This window comes from Microbispora sp. NPDC049633, assembly GCF_040675265.1.
Taxonomy (GTDB): domain Bacteria; phylum Actinomycetota; class Actinomycetes; order Streptosporangiales; family Streptosporangiaceae; genus Microbispora; species Microbispora maris.
In genome coordinates, this window is the sequence record NZ_JBFAOO010000022.1 from 1 (window position 1) to 23,338 (window position 23,338).

General features: G+C 72.1%; 26 protein-coding genes. 7 read left to right on the plus strand and 19 right to left on the minus strand.

Translation table 11 applies throughout. The annotated features are described in order from the left end of the window. From AB0J39_RS08465 to AB0J39_RS08515, 11 genes are all read right to left on the minus strand, one after another. A partial coding sequence (locus tag AB0J39_RS08465; RefSeq protein WP_363462771.1) for an AAA family ATPase occupies nucleotides 1–1,073 on the minus strand: 1,073 nt, incomplete at its 3' end. Between the two features lie 244 nt (nucleotides 1,074–1,317). Further along, a complete protein-coding gene (locus tag AB0J39_RS08470) occupies nucleotides 1,318–1,512 on the minus strand; it encodes a hypothetical protein (protein ID WP_079312688.1) in 195 nt (64 codons plus the stop codon). Between the two features lie 188 nt (nucleotides 1,513–1,700). Further along, nucleotides 1,701–1,961, minus strand: a complete 261-nt coding sequence (locus AB0J39_RS08475; protein WP_363462772.1) for an acylphosphatase — start codon at nucleotides 1,959–1,961, stop codon at nucleotides 1,701–1,703. 57 nt (nucleotides 1,962–2,018) lie between these two features. Further along, entirely contained in the window at nucleotides 2,019–2,894 is an 876-nt protein-coding gene (mutM, locus tag AB0J39_RS08480; RefSeq protein WP_363462773.1) for a bifunctional DNA-formamidopyrimidine glycosylase/DNA-(apurinic or apyrimidinic site) lyase, read from the minus strand. Nucleotides 2,895–2,910: 16 nt separating this feature from the next. Then, entirely contained in the window at nucleotides 2,911–3,660 is a 750-nt protein-coding gene (gene rnc, locus AB0J39_RS08485; RefSeq protein WP_346224625.1) for a ribonuclease III, read from the minus strand. Between the two features lie 247 nt (nucleotides 3,661–3,907). Beyond that, nucleotides 3,908–4,087, minus strand: a complete 180-nt coding sequence (gene rpmF, locus AB0J39_RS08490; protein WP_030506036.1) for a 50S ribosomal protein L32 — start codon at nucleotides 4,085–4,087, stop codon at nucleotides 3,908–3,910. A 1-nt stretch (nucleotide 4,088) separates the two neighbouring features. Then, the gene (locus AB0J39_RS08495) at nucleotides 4,089–4,643 is read right to left on the minus strand and encodes a YceD family protein (protein WP_363462774.1); all 555 of its coding nucleotides are present in this window, start codon (nucleotides 4,641–4,643) and stop codon (nucleotides 4,089–4,091) included. A gap of 70 nt (nucleotides 4,644–4,713) precedes the next feature. Continuing rightward, entirely contained in the window at nucleotides 4,714–5,190 is a 477-nt protein-coding gene (gene coaD / locus AB0J39_RS08500) for a pantetheine-phosphate adenylyltransferase (RefSeq protein ID WP_169984181.1), read from the minus strand. Between the two features lie 16 nt (nucleotides 5,191–5,206). After that, nucleotides 5,207–5,776: a 16S rRNA (guanine(966)-N(2))-methyltransferase RsmD gene (gene rsmD / locus AB0J39_RS08505; RefSeq protein ID WP_363462775.1), complete on the minus strand. Its 570-nt coding sequence runs from the start codon at nucleotides 5,774–5,776 to the stop codon at nucleotides 5,207–5,209. Between the two features lie 390 nt (nucleotides 5,777–6,166). After that, on the minus strand, nucleotides 6,167–8,329 hold the full coding sequence (recG, locus tag AB0J39_RS08510; RefSeq protein WP_363462776.1) for an ATP-dependent DNA helicase RecG: 2,163 nt from the start codon (nucleotides 8,327–8,329) through the stop codon (nucleotides 6,167–6,169). A 36-nt stretch (nucleotides 8,330–8,365) separates the two neighbouring features. Continuing rightward, nucleotides 8,366–9,940, minus strand: a complete 1,575-nt coding sequence (locus AB0J39_RS08515; protein ID WP_363462777.1) for a DAK2 domain-containing protein — start codon at nucleotides 9,938–9,940, stop codon at nucleotides 8,366–8,368. Nucleotides 9,941–10,144: 204 nt separating this feature from the next. Here AB0J39_RS08515 and rpmB point away from each other — a divergent pair, with 204 nt between their 5' ends. Further along, nucleotides 10,145–10,330 carry a 50S ribosomal protein L28 gene (gene rpmB / locus AB0J39_RS08520; protein WP_030506042.1) on the plus strand — a complete coding sequence of 62 codons (186 nt, stop codon included), beginning with the start codon at nucleotides 10,145–10,147 and terminating at the stop codon, nucleotides 10,328–10,330. Between the two features lie 209 nt (nucleotides 10,331–10,539). Continuing rightward, complete coding sequence (gene tsaA, locus AB0J39_RS08525; RefSeq protein WP_363462817.1) at nucleotides 10,540–10,944, plus strand: tRNA (N6-threonylcarbamoyladenosine(37)-N6)-methyltransferase TrmO; 405 nt, start codon at nucleotides 10,540–10,542, stop codon at nucleotides 10,942–10,944. Nucleotides 10,945–11,133: 189 nt separating this feature from the next. Here tsaA and thiD read toward each other — a convergent pair whose 3' ends face one another. From thiD to AB0J39_RS08540, 3 genes are all read right to left on the minus strand, one after another. Further along, complete coding sequence (gene thiD, locus AB0J39_RS08530) at nucleotides 11,134–11,931, minus strand: bifunctional hydroxymethylpyrimidine kinase/phosphomethylpyrimidine kinase (RefSeq protein WP_363462778.1); 798 nt, start codon at nucleotides 11,929–11,931, stop codon at nucleotides 11,134–11,136. Between the two features lie 244 nt (nucleotides 11,932–12,175). Then, on the minus strand, nucleotides 12,176–13,207 hold the full coding sequence (locus AB0J39_RS08535; protein ID WP_363462779.1) for a hypothetical protein: 1,032 nt from the start codon (nucleotides 13,205–13,207) through the stop codon (nucleotides 12,176–12,178). Between the two features lie 532 nt (nucleotides 13,208–13,739). Further along, nucleotides 13,740–14,690 (minus strand): thiamine-phosphate kinase, encoded by a 951-nt coding sequence (locus AB0J39_RS08540; RefSeq protein WP_363462818.1) that lies wholly within the window; start codon nucleotides 14,688–14,690, stop codon nucleotides 13,740–13,742. 65 nt (nucleotides 14,691–14,755) lie between these two features. Between AB0J39_RS08540 and AB0J39_RS08545 the strand changes: the two genes are divergently transcribed. Further along, nucleotides 14,756–14,989, plus strand: coding sequence for an Lrp/AsnC ligand binding domain-containing protein (locus AB0J39_RS08545; protein WP_169947584.1), 234 nt, complete (start codon nucleotides 14,756–14,758; stop codon nucleotides 14,987–14,989). Between the two features lie 23 nt (nucleotides 14,990–15,012). Beyond that, entirely contained in the window at nucleotides 15,013–15,468 is a 456-nt protein-coding gene (locus tag AB0J39_RS08550) for a DUF3515 domain-containing protein (protein ID WP_363462780.1), read from the plus strand. Here the strand turns inward: AB0J39_RS08550 and AB0J39_RS08555 are convergent, their stop codons facing one another. From AB0J39_RS08555 to AB0J39_RS08565, 3 genes are all read right to left on the minus strand, one after another. After that, nucleotides 15,469–16,584 carry a D-alanine--D-alanine ligase family protein gene (locus AB0J39_RS08555; protein ID WP_363462781.1) on the minus strand — a complete coding sequence of 372 codons (1,116 nt, stop codon included), beginning with the start codon at nucleotides 16,582–16,584 and terminating at the stop codon, nucleotides 15,469–15,471. A gap of 75 nt (nucleotides 16,585–16,659) precedes the next feature. Then, nucleotides 16,660–17,667 (minus strand): NAD(P)H-dependent glycerol-3-phosphate dehydrogenase, encoded by a 1,008-nt coding sequence (locus AB0J39_RS08560; protein WP_363462782.1) that lies wholly within the window; start codon nucleotides 17,665–17,667, stop codon nucleotides 16,660–16,662. Between the two features lie 53 nt (nucleotides 17,668–17,720). Then, nucleotides 17,721–18,506: a lysophospholipid acyltransferase family protein gene (locus AB0J39_RS08565; protein WP_363462783.1), complete on the minus strand. Its 786-nt coding sequence runs from the start codon at nucleotides 18,504–18,506 to the stop codon at nucleotides 17,721–17,723. A 77-nt stretch (nucleotides 18,507–18,583) separates the two neighbouring features. On the opposite strand from AB0J39_RS08565, the gene cofC reads away from it, so the two are divergent. Further along, the gene (gene cofC / locus AB0J39_RS08570; RefSeq protein WP_363462784.1) at nucleotides 18,584–19,225 is read left to right on the plus strand and encodes a 2-phospho-L-lactate guanylyltransferase; all 642 of its coding nucleotides are present in this window, start codon (nucleotides 18,584–18,586) and stop codon (nucleotides 19,223–19,225) included. Nucleotides 19,226–19,288: 63 nt separating this feature from the next. On the opposite strand, the gene AB0J39_RS08575 is transcribed toward cofC, so the two are convergent. Beyond that, nucleotides 19,289–20,752, minus strand: a complete 1,464-nt coding sequence (locus AB0J39_RS08575) for an MFS transporter (RefSeq protein ID WP_363462785.1) — start codon at nucleotides 20,750–20,752, stop codon at nucleotides 19,289–19,291. A gap of 200 nt (nucleotides 20,753–20,952) precedes the next feature. On the opposite strand from AB0J39_RS08575, the gene AB0J39_RS08580 reads away from it, so the two are divergent. Beyond that, entirely contained in the window at nucleotides 20,953–21,690 is a 738-nt protein-coding gene (locus AB0J39_RS08580; RefSeq protein ID WP_363462786.1) for a TetR/AcrR family transcriptional regulator, read from the plus strand. Here AB0J39_RS08580 and AB0J39_RS08585 read toward each other — a convergent pair. Beyond that, entirely contained in the window at nucleotides 21,687–23,027 is a 1,341-nt protein-coding gene (locus AB0J39_RS08585; RefSeq protein WP_363462787.1) for an MFS transporter, read from the minus strand. The two genes, AB0J39_RS08580 and AB0J39_RS08585, sit on opposite strands and share 4 nt — an antisense overlap. A 71-nt stretch (nucleotides 23,028–23,098) precedes the next feature. Between AB0J39_RS08585 and AB0J39_RS08590 the strand changes: the two genes are divergently transcribed. Beyond that, entirely contained in the window at nucleotides 23,099–23,299 is a 201-nt protein-coding gene (locus tag AB0J39_RS08590) for a hypothetical protein (protein WP_363462788.1), read from the plus strand. Nucleotides 23,300–23,338: the final 39 nt, after the last annotated feature.

Here is a 23,338-nt window from a genome sequence, read left to right on the forward strand (position 1 = left end):
CTTCCGATCTGCCGCTCGCGCGCCTCGTCCAGCTCCTCCGCCAGGACCCGCTCCTGCTCCCGCACCTCGGCGGCCTCGCGCTCCAGGTCCTCCGGGTCGCGCCCGCGCCGCTCGATGGAGGCGGCGTCGGCGGCGTGACGCCGCCGTTCGGCCGCGAGGCTCTCCACGCCGCGCAGCCGCTCCCGCAGGGCCGAAAGGCGGTAGAAGGTCTCCTGCGCGGCCTTGAGACGCGGCTGGGCCTCGTTCTCGGCCGCCTCCAGCTCCGCCTCCCGCCGCTGGCCCTCGGCCAGCTCGGCCTCCACCTGGGCGCGCCGCGCCTGTACGGCCGCCTCGTCGGCCTCCTCACGCTGCAGGGTGTCGCGGAGGGTGATCACGTCGTCGGCGAGCAGACGCAGCCGCGCGTCCCGCAGGTCGGCCTGGATGACGGCCGCCTTGCGGGCGATCTCGGCCTGCCGGCCCAGCGGTTTGAGCTGACGGCGCAGTTCGGCCACGAGGTCCTGGACGCGGGTCAGGTTGGCCTGCATCGCGTCGAGCTTGCGGAGGGCCTTCTCCTTGCGCTTGCGGTGCTTGAGTACGCCCGCGGCCTCCTCGATGAACGCCCGGCGCTCCTCCGGCCCCGCGTGCAGCACCTGGTCGAGCTGGCCCTGGCCGACGATGACGTGCATCTCCCGGCCGATGCCCGAGTCGGACAGCAGCTCCTGGATGTCGAGCAGGCGGCAGGTGTCGCCGTTGATGGCGTACTCGCTCTGGCCGGACCGGAACATCAGCCGGCTGATCGTCACCTCGGTGTAGTCGATGGGGAGCGCGCCGTCGGTGTTGTCGATCGTGAGGGTGACCTCGGCCCGGCCGAGCGGCGGGCGGCTGGAGGTGCCCGCGAAGATGACGTCCTCCATCTTGCCGCCGCGCAGCGACTTGGCGCTGTGCTCGCCCATCACCCATGCGAGGGCGTCCACGACGTTGGACTTGCCCGAGCCGTTGGGGCCCACCACGGCGGTGATGCCCGGCTCGAAGCGGAGGGTGGTGGCCGAGGCGAATGACTTGAAGCCGCGTAAGGTGAGCGTCTTCAGGTACACGTCCGCCCCCCTCGGTGCCGCCCGGCGTTTGGGGGGAAAGACTACAGCTCCCGGCGGCGGGGCACGCGGGATAGGCACCGGCGGCACGCCTGCGAAGGGAAGACCGGAAACGACAAGCGGGGCGGTTCGCCCATCTCTTTATGATCGATTAGCCGCCGAATCAATTGCCGGGGAACAGCGGCGGAAATGGCAAGGGACGCCTTTGCGGGGCGTCCCTACAATCCTTTCCCGTTCCTGCCGGACCTCAGGTGAGAGCCGGCTCGCGATCCTGCAGCCGGACCAGGGCCTCATCACGAGTTTGCGCCGCGAGCGCGTCGTTCTGGGCCTGGAGCCGGTTGAGTTCTGCCTCGAGGTCGCGGATGCGCTGCTGGAGACGGCGCATTTCCGAGATCATTCGAGGATCAGGACCGCCGACGTGGCCGAGTAGAGCCTTCGCCATAGTAAAGGGTCCTCCACGCTGAGTGACCAGACTGGTTCGCGCACTTCATGCCGCGGGAGGGGTGCGCGTGGTTCCTCTCAAGAGTCGCACCGGCATTGGAGACGGTCAAGTTGAACGCTCCGCGATGACGTGCCGGTGGACACTCTCGCTAGATAAATATACCGGATTTGAGGGGTTTGAGGGAAGCCCTACCTCTCGACAAACCCGGCGATACCTCTCTTCGCATCGCTCCAGCGCTCGACCACCCCCTCAACGTGGCCGGGCGTGTCACCGGTGCATAACAACGCCAGGAGCCTTTCGCACGACTCCCTCGGGCCCTCGGCGACGACCTCGACCCTCCCGTCGGCCAGGTTCGAGGCCCACCCGACGAGTCCGAGCTCCAGCGCGCGGGCCCGGGTCCACCACCGGAATCCCACGCCCTGCACCCGTCCCCGGACCCATGCCGTCATCCGAACCACGCCTACAAGTATCCAGATCGACTCCGGCCGCCACAGGCGGGGGTGCGTCTAAGGGCGGGCGTTCCTCGGGCGGGGCTGGCACTTCGGGCAGCTGTAGGAGGACCGGTTCATGAACGCCTCCCGCCGGATCGGCGTCCCGCAGCGGCGGCAGGGCTCGTCCCGCCTGCCGTACACCGCGAGCGAGCGGTCGAAGTAGCCGCTCTCGCCGTTCACGTTCACGTACAGGCTGTCGAAGGAGGTGCCGCCCTGCCCGAGCGCCTCGGTCATGACCGCGCGGACCGCCGCGAGCAGTTCGGCGATCTTCGGCCGGGTCAGCGTCTCGGTCGGCCGGGCCCAGTGCAGGCGCGCCCGCCACAGCGCCTCGTCCGCGTAGATGTTGCCCACCCCGCTGATCAGCGACTGGTCGAGCAGTGCCCGTTTGATCCCCGTACGCCGCAGCCGCAGCCGTACGGCGAACTCCTCGTCGTCGAACGCGTCCTCCAGCGGGTCGGCGGCGATGTGCGCGATGGGCTCGGGCCCCGCCCGGCCCCGCCCGGCCGCCATGGGCGCCACCAGGAGGTGCCCGAAGGTCCGCTGGTCGACGAACCGTAACTCCGGGCCGCCGTCGGTGAAGCCCATGCGCACGCGCAGGTGCTTCTCCACCGGCGACAGCGGGTCGACGACGAGCAGCTGGCCGCTCATGCCGAGATGGGCGATCAGGGCCTCTCCGGCCTCCTCCTGGGCGCCGTCCCGCAGGGGCAGCCACAGGTACTTGCCGCGCCGCTCGGCCGACGTCAGCGTGCGGTCCTTGAGCTGGGCGGGCAGGTCGCCCACGTTGCGGCGGACCGCCCGGGGATGCAGGACCTCGGCCGCCGCCACGGTCCGGCCGGCGACCCAGCTCTCCAGGCCCCTGCGGACGACCTCGACCTCGGGCAGTTCGGGCATGCGCCGTCCCCCGGGCTCAGGCGCGTACGGGGCCGGCGCCCTCGCGGGCGTCGCGCAGCGCGCGGATCGCGGTCCAGGCCGCCTCGGCCGCCTGCTGCTCGGCCTCCTTCTTGCTGCGCCCGGAGCCCTTGCCGTACTCCTTGCCGCCCACGCGCACCGTGGCGGAGAACGACTTGGCGTGGTCGGGCCCGCTCTCGTCCACGTGATACTCGGGCACGCCGAGCATCTCGGCGGCCGTGAGCTCCTGCAGGGACGTCTTCCAGTCGAGCCCGGCGCCGAGCGACGCCGACCGCGTGATGAGCGGGTCGAACAGCAGGTGGACGACGCGGAACGCCTCGTCGAGGCCCTTGTCGACGTACACCGTGCCGATCAGGGCCTCCAGCGTGTCGGCCAGGATCGACGACTTGTCGCGCCCGCCCGTGCCCTCCTCGCCGCGGCCCAGCCGCAGGTACTTGCCGAGGTCCAGCGTCCTGGCGACGTCCGCGAGGGCCCGCATGTTGACCACGGCGGCGCGCAGCTTGGCGAGCTGGCCCTCCGGCAGGTCCGGGTGGTTGCGGAACAGCGTGTCCGTCACCACGAGACCCAGCACCGAGTCGCCCAGGAACTCCAGGCGCTCGTTCGTCGGCAGTCCGCCGTTCTCGTACGCGTACGAGCGGTGCGTCAGCGCCCGCTCCAGGATGCCGGTGCTGAGCCTGACGTTCAGCACCTGGTAGAGCTCGTCCCTGGCGACCTCGACGGGGACGGGCTTTACAGACGGTGCGGCCATGAAATCCTCCCAACTCCTATGTGCAGGCAGGGCCGTGCACGGGAGGCAGGTGGACCGGCCGAAGGCCCGAAGGCGTGGTGGACGCCGGTCCGCCGGGAGCCGATGGCCCCGGCGTCCACCACGGCCGCGGGCGTGCATGTGGGTGCGTACCGTCCAACCGCCACCGCACGTTCCTGTGAAGCACGGTAACGCCGACCGGCTCGCCTTGACGATCCGGCCGGCGTCCCGATGTCCGCCTAACGCGCGATCAGGCCGACGGCTCGACGACCTGACGGCGGTTGTAGGTGCCGCAGGTCGGGCACGCCACGTGCGGGCGCTTGGGCGAGCGGCACTGCGGGCAGCTCACGAGTGCGACCGCCGCCGCCTTCCACTGGGACCTGCGGGCGCGGGTGTTGCTCCGCGACATCTTCCGCTTGGGGACGGCCACGTCAACCCTCCTGATCGTCTTCCTGTTCCACAACCAAACCCTGCAGCGCCGCCCAGCGGGCGTCGATCGCTTCGTGCCGGTGGTCCGGGCCGGCATCCGCCAGCCTGATCCCGCACTCCGCACAGAGACCGGGGCAGTCATCACCGCACACCGGGCTCAGCGGCAGTGCGAGCACCACCGCGTCACGGAAAACCGGCTCGAGATCGAGCAGTTCGCCGTCGAGGAGCAGATCGTCCTCTCCGGCGTCCTCCGCCGAGTAGAAGTAGAGCTCCTGGAAGTCGACCTCGATCTCCGAGGTCAACGGGTCCAGGCAGCGCGAGCACTCCCCCGTCAGGGGAGCATGCGCCGTGCCCGTCACGAGCACGCCCTCCATCACCGCTTCGAGCCGGATGTCCAGCTCGACGTCGGCGTCCTTGGGAACGCCGATCATTCCGACCGCGAGGTCCGCCGGTGCCGGGAGGACCGGGCTGAGCGTGCGCATCGATCCCGGTCGGCGCCCCAGGTCGTGGGTGGAGATCACCCATGGGGCTCGGGGATCGAGGCTGTGCAGACTCATCCTGCTCTCGTTAGGCATGGCGAATCACCGCCGTCGTGCAAGGCTGAAAGGCAAGAATACCAGCCCCCGTTCAGCCTCTGAGCCGCTCCACGAGCAGCTGGTGGACGAGGTCCGGAACCAGGCCGGAGACGTCCCCGCCGTAGCGCGCGATCTCCTTGAGCCTGCTGGACGACAGGAACGAGTACTCCGGATTGGTGGACATGAACAGCGTCTCCACACCCGACATCCGGTAGTTGAGCTGGGCCATCTGCAGCTCGTAGTCGAAGTCGCTGACCGCGCGCAGGCCCTTCACGATGGACGGGATGCCCTGCTGCCGGCAGAAGTCGACCAGCAGACCGTGGAACTTCTCCACGCGGACGTTGCCGTACTCCTTCGTCACCGCCTGGAGCATCTCGATGCGTTCGTCGACGGTGAAAAGGCTGTGCTTCTCAATGTTGATGAGCACGGCCACGACGACCTCGTCGTACAACCGTGATGTCCGGCCGATGATGTCCAGATGTCCGTTGGTCACGGGATCGAACGATCCCGGGCAGACGACGCGACGCAAGGCGCACCCCCATGATTTACGGGTTCCCGGCTGCGCGACCGTACCAAACGGCCGCTTCGCCGTACCGACGGACCCTGTCTTCCGTGAAGCCCTCGGGCCACACGAGGTCCTTACCCCTCGACTCCCGCTCCACGGCCACGAGCGCGCCCTCCGCCAGCCAGCCGTTGTCGCGCAGCGCCGTCAGCACCCGGGAGACCGCCTCGTCGGAGACCGCGTAGGGCGGGTCGGCGAAGACGAAGTCGTACGGCTCCTCGCACGGACGGCCCACCACCCGCTCGGCCTTCTCGGCTCGCAGGGACGCCCCCGGCAGCCCGAGCGACGCGATGTTCTCCCTGATCGTGCGCGCGGCCCTGGCGTCCGACTCGACCAGCAGCGCGTGGGCGGCCCCTCTGCTCAGCGCCTCAAGCCCCACGGCACCCGACCCGGCGTACAGGTCGAGGACCCTGGCCCCGTCGAGCGAGCCGAGCGTGGAGCCCACGGTGGCGAACAGGCCCTCCCGGGTGCGGTCGCTCGTCGGCCTGGTCGATCTCCCCGGCGGCACGGCCAGCCTGCGTCCCCCCGCCGTCCCTGCGATCACCCGCGTCACGTCATCATTGTCCCGCCCGCGGCGGCCTCCCCGGCACGGCGGGCGAAGGGGCGGAAAGATCGACCAGGTCAAGAGTAGGCAAGCGGCGGCGACGAATGAGTAAGAGCCGTATCCCGCGCTCCGTCACATGAGCATCATGAGTTCTGCGGCCTTCACGGTGACCCAGGGGAAGGCCGGCCGGTGTGGTCGTGAGCCCTTCCGCACGCCGGCGCCCTCGGCACCTGACCCGAGGGTGGGCCCGGCCGGGGACGGCATTCGGGGGGAGGCCGTCCCAAGGCCGGGCTCTGGGTCCTTAACGGGCGCCGTGTTCACACGGCGCCCGTTTCACTTTCCGGCCCCGTCACGAGCCGCGACGCCCCCATCCGCAGGGCGCCGCGGCGGGGGCGGCGATCACGCCTTCTCGAGGAACTCGGCGCGTTCGTCGGCGACCATGGTGTCGATCTCGGCGCGCAGGGCGGTGTGGCCCGACAGCTCGGGATCGGCGGACAACAGGGACGTCGCCTCGGTCCGGGCCGTCTCGATCACGTCCTCGTCACGCAGGAGTTGCAGCAGTTTGAGCGACGACCTGCGCCCCGACTGGGCGGCGCCGAGCACGTCGCCCTCCCGGCGCTGCTCCAGGTCGACACGGGACAGCTCGAAGCCGTCGAGGGTCGTCGCCACCGCGTCGAGCCTGCGGCGCGCCTGACTGCCCTCCGGGGCCTCGCTCACGAGCAGGCACAGTCCGGGCAGGCCGCCGCGGCCGACCCGGCCGCGCAACTGGTGGAGCTGGGAGACGCCGAAGCGGTCGGCGTCCATGATGACCATCGCCGACGAGTTGGGGACGTCGACGCCGACCTCGATGACCGTGGTCGCGACCAGGACGTCGATCTCGCCCCGGGCGAAGGCGCGCATCACCGCGTCCTTGTCCTCGGGCGCGAGCTTGCCGTGCAGCGCCTCGATCCGCAGGCCGGCCAGCGGCCCCTCGGCGAGCATGCGCGCGACGTCGAGCACCGCCAGGGGCGGCCTGCGCTCGTCGTCGTCCTTCGCCAGGTCGCCCTCGTCGCCCTCCTGGTCGCCGATGCGCGGGCACACCACGTACGCCTGGCGGCCCAGGCCGACCTCCTCGCGGACCCGCTGCCAGGCGCGGTCGAGGAAGTGGGGCTTCTCCGCGGCGGGCACCACGTGGGTGGTGATCGGAGCCCGGCCCGAGGGGAGCTGGGACAGCGTGGACACCTCCAGGTCGCCGAACACGGTCATCGCGACCGTTCGCGGGATCGGCGTCGCCGTCATGACGAGCACGTGGGGACGCCCGCCGCCGCCCTTCTCGCGCAGGGCGTCGCGCTGCTCGACACCGAACCTGTGCTGCTCGTCCACCACGACCAGCCCGAGGTCGGCGAACTGGACGTGCTCCTGCAGCACGGCGTGGGTGCCGATCACGATGCCGGCCGCGCCGGAGGCCGCGTCGAGCAGCGCGCTCCGCCGCGCGGCGGCCCCCATCGAGCCGGTGAGCAGCGCGACCGCGGTCCCGCCGAACATCCCGCCGGTCGCGAGATCGCCGAGCATGTTCACGATCGACCGGTGGTGCTGCTGGGCGAGGACCTCGGTGGGCGCGAGCAGCACGGCCTGGCCGCCGGAGTCGACCACCTGGAGCATCGCGCGCAGCGCGACCACGGTCTTGCCCGCGCCCACCTCGCCCTGCAGGAGCCGGTGCATGGGATGCTCACGGGCGAGGTCCGCGGCGATCTCCTCGCCCACCTGCCGCTGCCCCTCGGTGAGCTGGAACGGCAGCCGCGCGTCGAACTCGTGCAGCAGTCCGTCGTCGCGCCCGGGGCGGGCCCTGGCCAGCCAGGCGGACGCGGCCATGCGCCGCCGCACCAGGACGGCCTGCAGGACGAACGCCTCGTCGAACTTCAGCCGGTCGTGGGACCGCGTGACGTCGGCCTGGCCGCGGGGCCGGTGGACCCGCCGCAGCGCCTCCTCGATCGGCAGCAGTCCCAGCCGCTCCCGTATGTCGGCGGGCACCGGGTCGTCCAGGCTGAGCACGTCGAGCACCGTGCGCACGGCCCGGCGGATCTTCCAGCTCGGCAGCCCCTGGGCCGAGGGGTAGATCGGCACCAGCGCGGAGGCGAACTCCTCGGCCGTCTCCTCCGTCTCGTCGAACGACTCGTACTCGGGATGGGTGAGCGAGACGCGCCTGGTCCTCCCGCCGACGAAGACGCCGACCTTGCCGGAGAACATCGCCTCGGTGCCGGGAGTGAGCCGCTGCTCGGCGACGTAGGCGCCCTTGCCGAAGAAGGCCAGGTGCAGCTTCTCCTTGCCGTCGGTCACCTCGATGTCGAGCCAGGTGCCCTGCCGGTTCTTCATCGGCCTGCGCACGGCGGACGACACCTTCGCGACCACGGTGACGTGCTCGTCGTGCTCCAGCGACGCGATGGGCGTCAGCTCCCCGCGCTGCGCGTACCGCCGCGGGTAGTGGCGCAGCAGTTCACCGACCGTGCTGATGCCCAGCGCGCTCTCCAGTGGAGCGGCCGACCTGCCGACCACCTTCTTGAGCGGCTCGTCGAAGCTCGTCACGTCACCAATTTCTACCCGTAGCGGCCGACAATCCGGCTACTCGACGCCGACCAGGAGGGGATAGCCGCCCTGCCCGCCCTCGTACACGACGATCTCCAGGTCCGGGCGGACGCGCTCCAGATGGTCGCGTACGGCGTGGAGGAGCGCCTCGGGCGCGCCGGCGCCGGTGACGAGCGTGACCATCTCGCTGCCGCCGGAGACCAGGCGCCGGACGACCTCGACCGCGGTCGCGGCCAGGTCCGCGCCGATAAGCGCGACCTCGCCGTCCACCACGCCGAGCACGTCGCCGATCCGGCACAGTCCGACGCTGGTCATCGCCGCGCGGTCGGCGACCCACACGTGACCGTGGCGGGTGTGCCCGGCGGCGTCCGTCATCGCCACGATGTCGTCGTCGAAGCGGCGCAGCGGGTCGTGCACGGCCAGCGCGGCCAGGCCCTGCACCGACGCCCGGGTGGGCAGGACGCTCACCGTCACGCCCTCCTCCCTGGCGATCTCCGCGGCGGCCACGGCGACGTCGTACACGACGGCGTCGTTGGGCAGCACCGCCACCTCGGTCCCGGCCTCGCGGACGGCCCGCAGCAGGGCCGCCGCCGTCGGGGCCGAGCCCGGCTCACGCCGCACGACCACCGCTCCCGCCTCCCGGAACAGCGCCGCCAGACCGTCCCCGGCGGCGACCGCGACCACGCCTGTCGCCGGGCGCGGCTCGTGCGGCCGTCCTCCGAGGTAGGTCACCTTGATCCGGTGCGGGCGCCCGGCCCGCAGCCCGGCCTCGATCGCCGCGCCCGCGTCGTCCACGTGGACGTGGACGTTCCACAGGCCCTCCCCGCCGACGATCACCAGGCTGTCCCCGAGCGCGTCGAGCTCGCCCCTCAGCCGGTCCACCTCGCCCACGCCCGCGTCCAGGAGGTACATGACCTCGTATCCGGGGCCGCCCGCGTCCTGACGTCCGAGCTCCTCCGGCGCGATCCGCGCGGCCGGGGCGGGCACCTCGTGCCGCTCGCTGTACGCCTCGGTCACCACCTCGGACAGGCTCTCCAGCATGATCACGAGGCCGGCCGCGCCCGCGTCCACCACGCCGTTGCGGGACAGCACGCCGAGCTGGCCCGTCGTACGGCGCAGGGCCCGGCGCGCCTCGTCCGCCGCCCGGCGGGCCACCTCGACCAGGTCGTCGGGCGTGTCGCGTACGGCGCGCGCCGCGGCGGACAGCACGCTCAGCACCGTGCCCTCCACGGGCCGGACCACCGCCGCCCTGGCCATCTCGGCCGCCCTCGTCAGGCCGTCACGCAGGTCGGCGCCGCCGCCCGGCGCGTGCCCGAGCACCTCGCCCATGCCTCTCAGCGCCTGGCTGACGATCACCCCGGAGTTGCCCCGCGCGCCGAGCAGGGCGCCGCGCGTCAGAGCCTCCCATGTGGCGCCCGCGTCCGCGTCGCCGGGCAGCGCGTCCACCGCCTCGGCCGCCGACAGGATCGTGAGGTGCAGGTTCGTGCCGGTGTCCCCGTCCGGCACGGGGAACACGTTGAGCGCGTCGATCTCCGCCCTGGCCCGGCCGAGGGCCGCCGCGCAGTGGCGGGACCAGCGGCGCACCGCGGGGGGATCGAGCTCCTTGAGCATCCGGCCGACCTTCCTTCCGCGCTCCAGCCCCTCGATGCGCTACCGTTGGCGGGTACGAGACTATCCCCGTTCGCCGGAGTCCCGTTTGGCGTGCACCGGTGAACATCGGATATCCTCGTGTGGCCAGCCGGTTGTCCCGGCATTGCTCGGACGAGCCGCTGCACCGGCGCCGGGCCGATCGACTGATTCAAAGGAGCGATTACCGTGGCTTCCGTCTGCGACGTCTGCGCCAAGAAGCCGATTTTCGGCAACAACATCTCCCACTCGCACCGCCGCACCCGCCGCCGTTGGAACCCCAACATCCAGACCGTGCGCGCGGTGGTCAACGGGACGCCGAAGCGGATGAACGTCTGCACCTCCTGCATCAAGGCGGGCAAGGTCACGCGCTGACCGTCTGACTCTCGCGAGAGCCCGCCACCGGGTCCGGTGGCGGGCTCTCGCACGTCCGGCGCGACGCCGGCACCTCGCCGACGCCTTCCGCTGACGGCCTCGCTCAGGATCATTCGTTCCGGCCGGACCCGCGCACGTTGGATTATGTGGGTCGGATCTGGCACGCCGACGCCCTTGCAGACATCGGCGACTCGGAGGGATTCACCCTGTTGACCGAATGCACGCTACGCGTGATCGGGCGAGTCGAATCGCCCCTCACCGATCGAGCCGTGGCACCCCTGCAAGCCGACGAAGGCGCCCCCGACGCCTGGCTGGTCTTCGACGAGCGGTACGCGCCTGCCCTGGAGGGGCTGTCTCCGGGGACCGACGTGCTCCTGCTCACCTGGCTCGACCGTGCCGACCGCGACACGCTCACCGTCCACCCACGCGGCGACACCAAACGGCCGCGCGCCGGCGTCTTCACCACCCGCAGTCCCGACCGGCCCAACCCGATCGGCCTGCATGAAGTGCGCATCCTCGCGATCGCCGGGACGCGCGTCCATGTCGCCAACCTCGAAGCTCTCGACGCGACCCCGATCCTGGACGTCAAACCCCTCCTCACACCGGACCGATGACGCCAAGGACCGCCGCCGGCCGCGCCACGGGTATGGGCGCGGCCGGCGCGGTCGCCGCCCGGCGCCGTTCACAGGCCGGCCTTGGCCGGCGCGGGTCTTGTGCCGACCTCGACGCCACCGGCCCGCTGAGCGACGCCCACGGCCGTGACTTCACCGTCCGCGACTCCAGGGCACGGCGAGCCGGCTCGCTCAGGCGTCCGTCCGCGTCCGCCAGCCGTGGTCGACCGGGCCGATGCCCGCGCCCAGCGGGAAGCCGTGCGCGATCGCGCCGGTCACGTACTCCTTGGCTTGCCGTACGGCGCCGGGCACGTCCTCGCCGAGGGCGAGGTACGACGCGATCGCGGAGGCGAGCGTGCAACCGGTGCCGTGGGTGTGCCGGTTGTCGTGCCGCTCGGCGGTGAAGCGGTGCTCGCTCGACCCGTCGGTGAGCAGGTCCACGGGATCACCGGGGAGGTGGCCGCCCTTGATCAGCGCCCACTTCGGCCCGAGCGCCAGCACGGCCTCGGCGGCGCGGGACAGGTCGTCCTCGTCCTCGACCTTGACGCCGGTGAGCTGCTCGACCTCCCACAGGTTGGGCGTGACCACGGTCGCGACCGGCAGCAGCGCGCTCTTGACGGTCTCCACGGCCGCCGGCGCGAGCAGGCTGTCGCCGTGCTTGGAGACGCCGACCGGGTCCACCACGACGGGCGCGGTCACGCCCGCGAGCACCTCCGCGACGGTCTCCACCAGCACGGACGACGCCAGCATGCCCGTCTTGATCGCCTGGGCTCCGATGTCGCCGAGGACCGAGTCGAGCTGCGCCCGCACCGCCTCGGGGGGCAGTTCCCAGTAGCCCTGCACGCCCAGTGAGTTCTGCGCCGTCACGGCCGCGATGACGCTCATGCCGTGCACGCCGAGGGCCAGCATGGTCTTCAGGTCGGCCTGGATGCCGGCGCCGCCGCCGGAGTCCGAGCCCGCGATGGTCAGGACACGTGGTGGGGTGGTCATGGGTCAATCCAACCAAAACACCCGCCGCCTTCCTGAGAACGCCCCATCGCGAACGGGCCGCGAGGGCCGGCCGGCGCCATCCCCACAGCGCCGAACGGCCAGCAGACCCGCAGGTCGGCTCGCCCGCCCGCGCCGGCCCGATGCCGCGCCCAGCCAACCGGCTGGATGACGGGCAGGCCGGCCGCTCATCCCGACGTCGTCCCCGGCCGGGCGGACCCGGCCGGGGAGATTCGGTCTCGGCGGGTCAGCCGTGGCGCCGGGACGGGCCGGGGCCGGTAACCTCGCACCGGCCCCCGGAGAGCACGCAGTCGGCGGGTGCGGCGGGCGCGCCGTCGGCTTGGATGGTCAGCGTCAGCGCGCCGCCCTCGTCCAGCGCGGTCCGCGAGTTCAGGGTCAGGGTGTCGCCCCGCTGCTCCCAGTCCGCTCCCTCGACCGCCGTCACCTGCCCGCCGACGGCCAGCCGGATGGTCCAGTCGGGCAGGGCAGGCCCCTCGTTGCGTACGGCGAGCCGCGCCGTGTATCCGCTCTCGTCATGCCGTCTCACTGTGAAGCGCACCCGCACCGCCGCACCGTCGCCGTCGAGTGCGGACTCTGTCTGCGCCGCGTCCGTGCCCGCCGTGTCCTCGCTGGTCCCGTTGTCGCCCGGCGCGGCGTCGGCGCCCGGAACGGTCGCCGTGTCGTCTCCGGCTGCGGTGACGGCGGCGGGAGCATCCCCCACCCGTGGAGACGCCTGGGACGAGGCACGCGGAGCGGTGGTGGACGCGGCGCGCGGAGCGGTGGTGGACGCGGCGCGCGGAGCGGTGGTGGACGGGGCGCGCGTACGGGCGGACGCGTGGTCGCGATCCGGGTCTCCGGAGGTCGCCGTGGAGACCGGTGTGGCCTGCGGATCCGCCGAACCGCCCCGCGCTGTGTCGTTCCCGGCGGTGTCGTTCTTGGCGGTGTCGTTCTTGGCGGTGTCGTTCTTGGCGGTGTCGTTCTTCCCGGTGCTCCCGCCCTCGTCCTGCCCGGCGCCGGTTCTGCCGGGGTCCTCCTGGCCGGGCTGGTCCTGGCCATTTTGGGCAGGGCCGCCGGTCGGATCGCCCGGGGCGCGCGTCTCGCCGAGGGCCTGGCCCGAGCCCGGCGCTCCCGCGGCGGTGCAGTCTTCCGAGACCGGGCAGGCCGTCGTCGGCTGCTCCATGGTCAGGGAGGTCCGCCCGGCGATCAGCCGTGCGCCGCCGGTCGTGACGCCCACGGCGAGCAGCACGGACAGCCCCGACACGAGCGCCAGCCTCCGCATGCGTCTCGGCTGCTTCGCGTCGTCGTCCCGGCCAGGCCTGGGAAGGCCGCGATCCCCGGTGCCCCCTGACGTCGCCGGACGCTCGGACGCCGCCGGACGCTCAGCCGACGCCAGGCTCTCGGACTCCAGCCTCTCGGGCGACAGCGCGGCGAACATCCGGGTCGTCGCCTCCGAGGGCGGCGCGGGCCACGGCACACCGCCACCGGTCACCTGCGCGGGCGGCGCGGGCCACGGACTACCACTCCCGGGTGTGTCCGAGGGCGGCGCAGGCCACGGCACGTCTCCGCCGCCCGGCCTCGGCCCGGGGTACCCGGCTCCGGGGGAGGCCGGCGGGCCGCCGGACGGCGTCGCCGGAGGACGGAAGGCCACGTGGTCCGGGCCGGCGGCCCCCTCCGGAGGGTCGTCCTGAGCCGGGGAGGGCTGTCCCTCTCGCGCCTTACGTCCTGCCGTGTGACGGCCCATGACGGTCCTTCCTGTTGCCGACCGCCATACTTAATAACAGATCTAATACGCCTATGTCACAAATTTCACATCATCCACGGAAGTGGTCCCATCCCCCTTCGGTCCAGGTCTGGCCGTCGACCCGCACCCCGCGGCCCTCCGTGACCACCCCCACACCTGTCCATTCGGGCGGCAGCCGTACCTCGGGAGGGAACGTCGCGGCCAGCGCGTGATCGTCGCCGCCGGTGAGCACCCACTCCAGCGGGTCCGCCCCCAGGTGGCGCGCCGCCGCGGTCAGCGCCTCCGGCACGGGCAGCGCGGCGGCGTCCAGCGCGACGGCCACGCCGCTCGCGTCGGCGACGTGCCCGAGATCCTGCAGCAGGCCGTCGCTGACGTCGAGCATCGCCGTCGCGCCGAGCAGCGCGGCGCGCGGTCCGCAGGGGTACGGCGGCAGGGGACGGCGGTGCGCCTCCAGCAACGCCACAAGATCCGAGGGGCCGCCGGTCACGCCCGCCCCGAGCAGGGCCAGCCCGGCCGCCGCGTATCCGAGGCGGCCCGCCACCGCGACCACGTCACCGGGGCGCGCGCCCGACCGGGTCACCGGCGGCCTGCCGCCGAGGTCGCCGAGCGCGGTCACCCCGAGCACGACCGTCTCCGACCGGGCGATGTCGCCCCCCGCCACGGTCGCCCCCACCAGGTGGCACTCGTCGCGGAAGCCGTCGGTCAGCGCGTCCAGCCAGTCGGCGGGGACGTCCGCGGGCAGCCCCAGACCGACCACGAGTGCGGTGGGATCGGCTCCCATGGCAACGATGTCGGAAAGGTTCTGTGCAGCGGCCTTACGGCCGATGTCGTACCCGCTCGACCAGTCGCGGCGGAAGTGCCTACCCTCGATCAGTAGATCCGTGCTCACGACAACCCGCCCATCGGGCGCCTTGAGGACCGCGGCGTCGTCGCCGGGGCCCAGCAGTACGGCCGCAGTCCGCGGAAGGCGTCCCGATATCCGCTGAATTACTCCGAATTCGCCGAGATCTCCGACTGTGATAGCACACCCCTAGTGCATTCGAGGTACGGTTACGCTCCGGCACTGATCTCTACCCGGAGGGCGTCATGGTGCAGGCCTACATCCTTATCCAGACCGAGGTCGGCAGGGCCGCCAACGTGGCCGAGGAGATCTCCTCGATCCCCGGGGTCACACAGGCCGAGGATGTGACGGGCCCCTACGACGTGATCGTCCGCGCCCAGGCCAACAACGTGGACGAGCTCGGCAAGCTCGTGGTGGCCCAGATCCAGGGCGTGCAGGGCATCACCCGTACACTGACGTGTCCGATCGTCCACATCTGAGCGGGACACGAGCCGGGGAGACGATGCGCAAGGCGAAGGGGCCCGTGGGCACGACGCCGGGAGTCGCGATCGTGGCGGCGCTCGCCCTGCTCGCGGGCTGCTCGTCCACCGTCCACGTGGAGCCGCCCACGCCGTCCGGCGAGGCGGCCGCGGCCTGCCGCACGCTCGACGCGGCGCTGCCGAAGACGCTCGACGGTCTCGGCCGGACCGCCTCCGAGCCTCCCTCGCCGTACGTCGCGGTCTGGGGCGACGGCCAGATCGCCCTGCGCTGCGGCGTGCCCCGGCCGGCCGCGATGGAGCCGACGGCGGAGGTCGCCGACATCAACGGCGTCGGCTGGTTCCAGGATCCGCGCCGGCCGGCGCTGTTCACGTCGACCAACCGCGTGGCGTACGTCGAGGTGACGATCGGGAAGGACCACCAGCCCGGGGCCGTGCTGGTCGACCTCGCCGGGCCGGTCAAGTCGAGCATCCCCGAGTAGTCACCGCAGGCCCGCGGGCCGGCGCAGCGCGAGCTGGATCAACCGGTCGACCAGGCCGGCGTACGGCAGGCCGGTGGCGGCCCACAACTGCGGCGCGACCGACGTCGACGTGAAACCGGGCATGGTGTTGATCTCGTTGACGAGCACCTCACCGGACGGCGTGTAGAAGAAGTCGACCCGCGACAGGCCCTCGCAGCCGAGCGCCTCGAACGCGCGCACGGCCATGGCGCGCAGCGTCTCGGCCACCTCGGCCGGGATGTCGGCCGGCGCCTGGAGCGCCATCTGCCCGGGGTGATACTTGGCCTCGAAGTCGTAGAACTCCTGGCCGCCCTCCACGAGCACCTCACCGGGGACGCTCGCCTCGGGGGCGGCGTCGTCCAGCGACTCCAGCACCGCGCACTCGACCTCGCGGCCGACGATGGCGGCCTCCACCAGCACCTTCGGGTCGTGCTCGCGGGCGAGCTCGATGGCCGCCTCCAGCGACTCGGGATCGTGCGCCTTGGAGATGCCCTGCGACGAACCGGCCCGGGCCGGCTTGACGAACACCGGCCAGCCCAGTTCCTCGATCTCCTTGAGCACCCGGCCGCGGTCGAGGCGCCAGTCACGGTCGCGTACGACCACGAACGGGCCGACGGGCAGCCCGGCCGCGTGCAGCACGAGCTTCATGTAGGCCTTGTCCATGCCGACCGCGCTGGCCAGCACGCCGGAGCCCACGTAGCGGACACCGGCCAGCTCCAGCAGGCCCTGGATCGTGCCGTCCTCGCCGTACGGGCCGTGCAGCAGGGGGAATACGACGTCGACCCGCCCGAGCGCGTGCGGGATCTCACCGGGCTCCAGGGCCACGAGGGTGCCGGAGTCCCCCGGCAGCGCGAGCGCGGTGCCCGAGTCGTCCACGACGGGCAGGCGACCCGACTCGATCGCGTAGGACTGGGTGCCCGACGCCAGCACCCAGCGCCCGTCCTGGGCGATGCCGATGGGGATGACCTCGTACTTCGACCGGTCGATGACCTCCAGCACACTGCCCGCGCCCATCAGGGACACGGCGTGCTCGGAGTTGCGGCCGCCGAAGACGACTGCCACGCGCACGCGTGACGGGGACTCGCGATCCTCATTCATGATGCCCGAATCTACCGTGTTCGAGGCGCAAAACGGCTTGTCAGCCGCGCGCGTCGTGGGGGTCCGAATCCCTGATCAGACGCCGTAGCGCTCCGGTTTGGGGGTGCGCGACATCAGCAGCACCGCTGCCTCACCGGGGGTCATGCCGTCGTGGACGACGCCGACGACGACCTCGGTGATCGGCATCTCCACGTCGTGTTTCCTCGCCAGTTCGAGCACCGACTCGCACGTCTTGACGCCCTCGGCCGTCTGTTTCGTCGCCGCGACGACCTCGGCCATCGTCATGCCGCGGCCCAGGTTCTCGCCGAAGGTGCGGTTGCGCGACAGCGGGGAGGTGCAGGTGGCGACGAGGTCGCCCATGCCGGCGAGGCCGGCGAAGGTGTGCTGGTCCGCCCCGAGCACCGCGCCCAGCCGCGCGATCTCGGCCAGCCCGCGCGTCATGAGCGTCGCCCGCACGTTGTCGCCCAGGCCCATGCCGGCCGCGACGCCGACGGCCAGCGCGATGACGTTCTTGACCGCGCCGCCGAGTTCGACGCCAACGACGTCCGGGTTCGTGTAGGTCCGGAACCACGGCAGGTGACACGCCTCCTGGAGCCGGACGGCCACCTCCTCGTCGCGGCAGGCGACGACGGCCGCGGCGGGCTGCCGCTGGGCCAGCTCGGGGACCAGGTTGGGCCCGGAGACCACGGCGACCCGCTGCTCCGGCACCTCGGCCACCTCGCAGACGACCTCGCTCATCCGCTTGCAGGTGCCGAGCTCCACCCCCTTCATGAGGCTGACCAGCACCGCCTCGGGCGGGATGTGGGGCTTCCACACCTGGAGGTTGCCGCGCAGCGTCTGGGACGGCACCGCGAGGACCACGAAATCCGCGTCGTCCATGGCCTCGGCGGGGTCGGTCGTCGCGCGGATCGTGTCGGGCAGCCGGGTCCCGGGCAGGTATTCGGGGTTCTCCCGGGTCTCGTTGATCGCGTCGACGATCTCCGCCCGCCTGCCCCACAGGGTCGCGGGGGTGCCTGCCTCGGCGAGGATCATCGCGAACGTGGTGCCCCACGAGCCCGTTCCGAAAACAGCCGCCCTGCTCACTGGCCGCACCACTCCTCTTGCTCCGCGCGCTCCTCCCTCACCGTACGCCCCGCTCAGCCGTTGGCCGCGTTCTTCGGGTCATAGGGGACGTCCGGCGCCTTCTCGTCCCGGATCTCGGCGAGCAGGCCGGTGATGGCGGCCGTGATGTCCGCGGTCGCCTCGCGCAGGACCGAGCCGCGCATGGGCTGCCCGGCGTACTTGGACAGGTCGACCGGCGGCCCGGCGAGCACGTGGAAGCTCTTGCGGGGCAGCAGGCGAGGCTTCTTCGCTCCGTAGGGCAGCAGTTCCTGGGCGCCCCAGTGGGCGATCGGGATGACCGGCACGCCGGTCGCGAGGGCCAGCCGGGCGACACCGGTCTTGCCGGCCATGGGCCACAGGTCGGGGTCACGGGTGATCGTGCCCTCGGGATAGAACAGGATGCAGGCGCCGCTCCGCAGCCGCTGCTCGGCGATCTTGAGCGACTGGGTGGCCTCGGTGCTGTTGCGCTCGACCGGGATGGCCTGGAGCTGGGTGACGGCGTGACCGAGTCCGCGGATCCGGAAGAGGCCCGCCTTGGCCAGGATCGTCGGCCACCGCCCGTTGTTGTACAGGTAGTGCGAGAGCAGCACGGGGTCCGACCACGACAGGTGGTTGGCCGCGATGATCAACCCGCCGGTGCGGGGGATGTTCTCCCCGCCGCGCCACCGCCGCTTCACGAACAGACGCGAGAGCGGCTTGACGACGACGACCGCGAGCGTCTCCCAGAAGCGCGGCGGCCGGCCGGCACGGCGGCTCACCACGGCGGGGGTGGGCACTGCGGGGGCGTTCGGGTCGGACGAGGGCTCGCTGGGGTGGCTCACAGGGTCTCCAAATCACCGGGATCCGGCACAAGTCTCCCGGTTGGCCATGGGCGATGTCGAGGCGGGATGCTACAGGCATGCACCTCGCGCGATGGTCAATAGTGGTCCCGGTGAAGACCTTGATCCGGGCCAAGACGCGGCTCGCCGCGGCGGCGGGGCCGTACCGGACCGATCTGGCGGTCGCGGTGGCCTCCGACACCGTGGCGGCGGCGCTGCGGTGCCCGCTCGTGGCGCGCGTGGTGGTCGTGACGGCCGACCCGCTGCCCGCGCGGCGGCTGGCCGCGCTCGGAGCCCACGTGGTCGCCGACCCGGACCGGGGGCTGAACACGGCCCTGCGGGCGGGCGCGGAGGAGGCCGTGCGGCTCGCGCCGGACGACGCCGTGGGCGCCCTGCAGGCCGACCTGCCCGCGCTGCGGCCCGCGGAGCTGGAGACGGTGCTCGCGGCGGCACTGGAGTTCGACCAGGCGTTCGTCCCCGACGCGGCAGAGGTGGGCACGACGTTCTACGGCGTACGGCCGGGCGTGCCCTTCCGGCCGGGGTTCGGCGGCGAGTCGAGGGCCAGGCACCTGTCCCGGGGGGCCAAGGAGCTGGCCCCGCCCGACATCGCCTCGGTGCGCAGGGACGTGGACACGATGGAGGACCTGCGTGCCGCCCTGGCCCTGGGCGTCGGCCCCGCCACCGCGGAGGTCGCCGCCCGGCTGTCCCCGGCGCCCGGCTGAGCCGGGGAAAACGCGACGATCACGCCGGCCCCCGTGCCGGCGTGATCGTGTCCGCTGTCGTGGTCAGTGGGCCGCCTCCGCGTTCTCCCGGGCCTGCCGGGGCAGGAGGAAGGCCACCGCGAACGTCACCACGAGCATCCCGGCGACCACCCAGAGGGTCACCTTGATCGCCTGGTCGAAGCTCCCGGCGCTCGGCACGCCGCCGAGCAGGTCGAAGAAGACCGTGCCGAGCAGGGCGTAGCCGAACGCGCTGCCCAGCTGCTGCACTGCCGTCAGGGTGCCGGACGCGGAGCCCGTCTCGTGCTCCTCCACACCGGCCAGCACGATGTCGAAGAACGGCGACATCAGCAGGCCCATGCCGATCCCCGCCACCACGAGGGCCGGGGCGAGCTGCCAGGGGTTGGGGTGCGTGCCCGTGATGTTCAGCGTGAGCAGGACGCCGGCCACGCCCAGCGCCATGACGAGGGTGCCGCCCTGGAGGAGCTTGCGCCCGAACCTCTGCAACGGCTGCGCGAACCCGAATCCGACGATCATGCCGGCCGACCACGGGGCCATCGCCAGCCCGGCCTTGAGCGCCGAGTAGCCGAGCCCCATCTGGGTGTAGAGGTTGAAGACCAGCATGAACCCGGCCATGCCGGAGAAGAACACGATGCCGGTCAGCAGGCCGCCGGTGAACGCGCGCTTGCGGAACAGGCTCGGCACGATCAGCGGGTCGCCGCCGGAACGGCTGCGGCGCGACTGGAACAGGCCGAAGACCGCGAAGACGACGACCGATGCGACGAGCATGGCGAACGCCCAGAGCGGCCAGCCGTGCTCGCGGCCCTGCACCAGCGGGAAGATCACCAGGAAGCCGCCCAGGGACGCGAGCGTCACCCCGCCCATGTCGAGGCGAAGCGGGTGCGGCGACCTCGACTCCGGCAGGAAACGCATTCCGGCGGCCAGTGCGGCCAGGCCCAGCGGCAGGTTGACGAGGAAGATCATCCTCCAGCCGGTGCCCCAGAAGTCGGCCTCCACCAGCCAGCCCGCGAGGATCGGGCCGCCGACCGCGGACAGGCCCATGACCGGCCCGAACATGCCGAACGCCTTGCCCATCTCCGTCGGCGGGAACATCTCCTTGATCATGCCGAGTCCCTGCGGCAGCATGACCGAGCCGAACAGGCCCTGGATCACCCGGGCGCCGATGAGCACCTCGGGCGACTGGGCGACGGCGCAGAGCAGGGACCCGGCAGTGAAGCCCGCGGCGCCGATCAGGAACATCCGCTTGCGGCCGAAGATGTCCCCCAACCTGCCCCCGGTGATCAGACCGACGGCCATGGCCAGGGTGTAGGCGGCGCCCATCCACTGGATGGTCCCCTCCGAGCCGCCGAGATCGGCGCGCATGCTCGGCGCCGCGATGTTGGTGACCGTCGCGTCGAGGAGGTCCATGACCTCCCCGGCGAGGATCACGAAGAGAGCCGCCCAGCGCCAGCGGTACGGCGCTCGGGTCGCCGGCGCCGCCGGCGCCGTCGCGGTGATTGGTTCCGACATCACCCCTCCTTGAGAGAACTGAACAGTGTTCATAGTAAACTGAGCGCTGTTCTACCACCGATCACTGTTCACCTACAAGTTCGATGTTCACCACGATATATCTCGATTCCGGCGCGTACAAGATATATCTCGTTCGGAGAGCAGTGTTCGTGAACACGGAGCGGTGTTCACTAGCATGGGCGGAACAGCGGGAGGTCCTCATGACGCAGCCGGACATGCCCACACCGCCGTGGGAGCGTCCGCCCAAGCGCCGTACGCCGGCCAGGGTGCCCCTCACCCGCGAGCGGATCGTCGACGCCGCCTACACGGTCCTCGACCGTGAGGGCTACGACCGGCTCAGCATGCGGCAGGTCGCCGCCGAGCTCGGCGTCGCCGTCTCGGCGCTGTACGTCCACGTGCGCGACAAGGACGAGCTGCTGCAGCTCATGTACAACCGCATGTTCGAGGGCTACGAGCTGCCCGAGCCCGACCCCGGGCGCTGGCAGGAGCAGATCAGGGACTTCGCCCGCCAGGGCCGCCGCAGACTCCTCGATCACCGCGACGCGGTGAAGATCTCTCTTGGCCGTGTGCCCTTCTCGCCCGAACTGCTCCCCCACGTGGAGAAACTGCTGGCCGTCTTCGCGGCGGCCGGCCTGCCGAGAGAGGTCATGGCCATCGCGGGCGACCTGCTCTCGACCTACCTGGACGGGTTCGTGCTGGAGGAGGTCCTCTGGCAGGACCGCTATCCGGAGAGCGGCGGCAAGGCGCCGCAGGAGATGCGGGAGGAGATCGAGGGCTACTTCGCCTCGCTGCCGGCCGACCGGTTCCCGAACCTGGTGGCGCTCGCCGACATCATGGTGGACGAGTCGAACGACTACCGGTTCGAACTCGGCCTGGAGATCATCCTGCGCGGCCTCGCCTCCTACATCGCCGGGCCGGACCCCGACGAGGAGAGCTAGGAGACCGCGCGGACCCGCGGTGCCAGCAGGATCGGCAGATGGGCGAGCGTGTAGGCCCCGCAGGCGGTCCAGAACGCGACCCGCACCCCGGCGAGCTGGCCGAGCGTGCCCGCCAGCAGGCCGCCGAACGGCATCCAGCCCCACATCAGGAAGCGCATGGTGGCGCTCAGGCGGCCGAGCAGATGCGGCGGGCAGATCGACTGGCGGTAGGCCCCCTGCGCCACGCTGAAGACGGTGGTCGCCACCCCACTGGCCGCCAGGGTCACCGGCAGGATCAGCAGACGCCACCCGGCCGCCGTCAGCGCCAGCGGGGCGGTGCACAGCGTGGCCGCCCACGCCGCCGCGTACATCGCCCGGCCGACGCCCAGGCGGGCCGCGACGCGCGGGGCGAGCCAGGCCCCGGCCACCCCGCCGACCGCGCCCGCCGACAGCAACATGCCGTACGCACCGGGGCTCGTGCCGACCTCGCGGACCAGGTAGAGCGGCACCGTGGCCGACCACAGGCCGAACGACAGCATGGTCAGCGCCCCGACGGCGGCGACCCGGCGCAGGACGGGCTGGCCGGCGACGAACCGGAGCCCCTCCATGATCTCCGAGCGCAGCCCGGCGGCCCGAGGGCCGTTCGAGGTCTCCCGCTCCGGCACCGCGTCCGGCGCGTCACCGGTCCCCACGTCAGGGACCCGTACGGCGGCCGCGCCCGCACGCGCCCCGGCCTCCACACCCGCACGCGCCCCCGCCCCACGCCGCTCGTCCGCGCGTACGCCGAGGAGCAGCAGCCCGGACGCCGCATAGCTGAGAGCGTCGGCGACGACCGCGATCGGGGCGGTGAGGGCCTGCACCAGCCAGCCGCCGAGCCCCGGGCCCGCGAGCTGGGCGAGTGACTGGTTCGCGGCGAGCGTGCCGTGCCCGCGGGCGAGGTCCTCCCGGCCCACGATGGACGGGAGGTAACTCTGGTGGGCGACGTCGAAAAAAACCGTGCACAGCCCGGTGAGCAGGGCCACCGCGTACATCTGGGGCAGGCCGAGCATCCCGGCCGCGGCGGCGGCCGGGACCGACAGCAGCGCCACCGCGCGGACCACGTCGGCGGCGACCAGGACGGGACGGCGCCGCATCCGGTCCACCCAGGCTCCGGCGGGCAGGCCGGCCAGCAGGAACGCCGCCATCTCCGCGGCGGTGAGCAGCCCCACCTGGAAGGGGCTCGCGTGCAGCGTGATCGCCGCGGTCAGCGGCAGGGCGACCAGGGAGACCTCGCTGCCGAGCTTGCTGATCGCGTCCGCCCCCGCGTAGCGCCGGAAGTCCCGGGCGCGCCACAGGCTTCTTCGCACCCCCGCAGTCATCCGGACGATGCTGACACCGAGGTGCTTAGCCAGTCAAAGGATTTGCGGACCGGCAGGGGTAGGCTTGCGCCGTGCAGGCGACGGTGCAGAGCTTCGATCCCGCGACCCGCTCGGGCTGGGTCTTCCTCGACGACGGCACCCGGGTCCCCTTCGAGGGCGAGGCGTTCGACGCCGGCCCGCTGCGGCACCTGCGCCCCGGCCAGCGGGTCGCGCTCGTCATGGCGGACGGCCGCGTCACCTACGTGACGCTCTCCACGTTCCCGACGCCCTGAGTTTCCGGCGCCCTGAGTTTCCGGCGCCCTGAGTTCCCG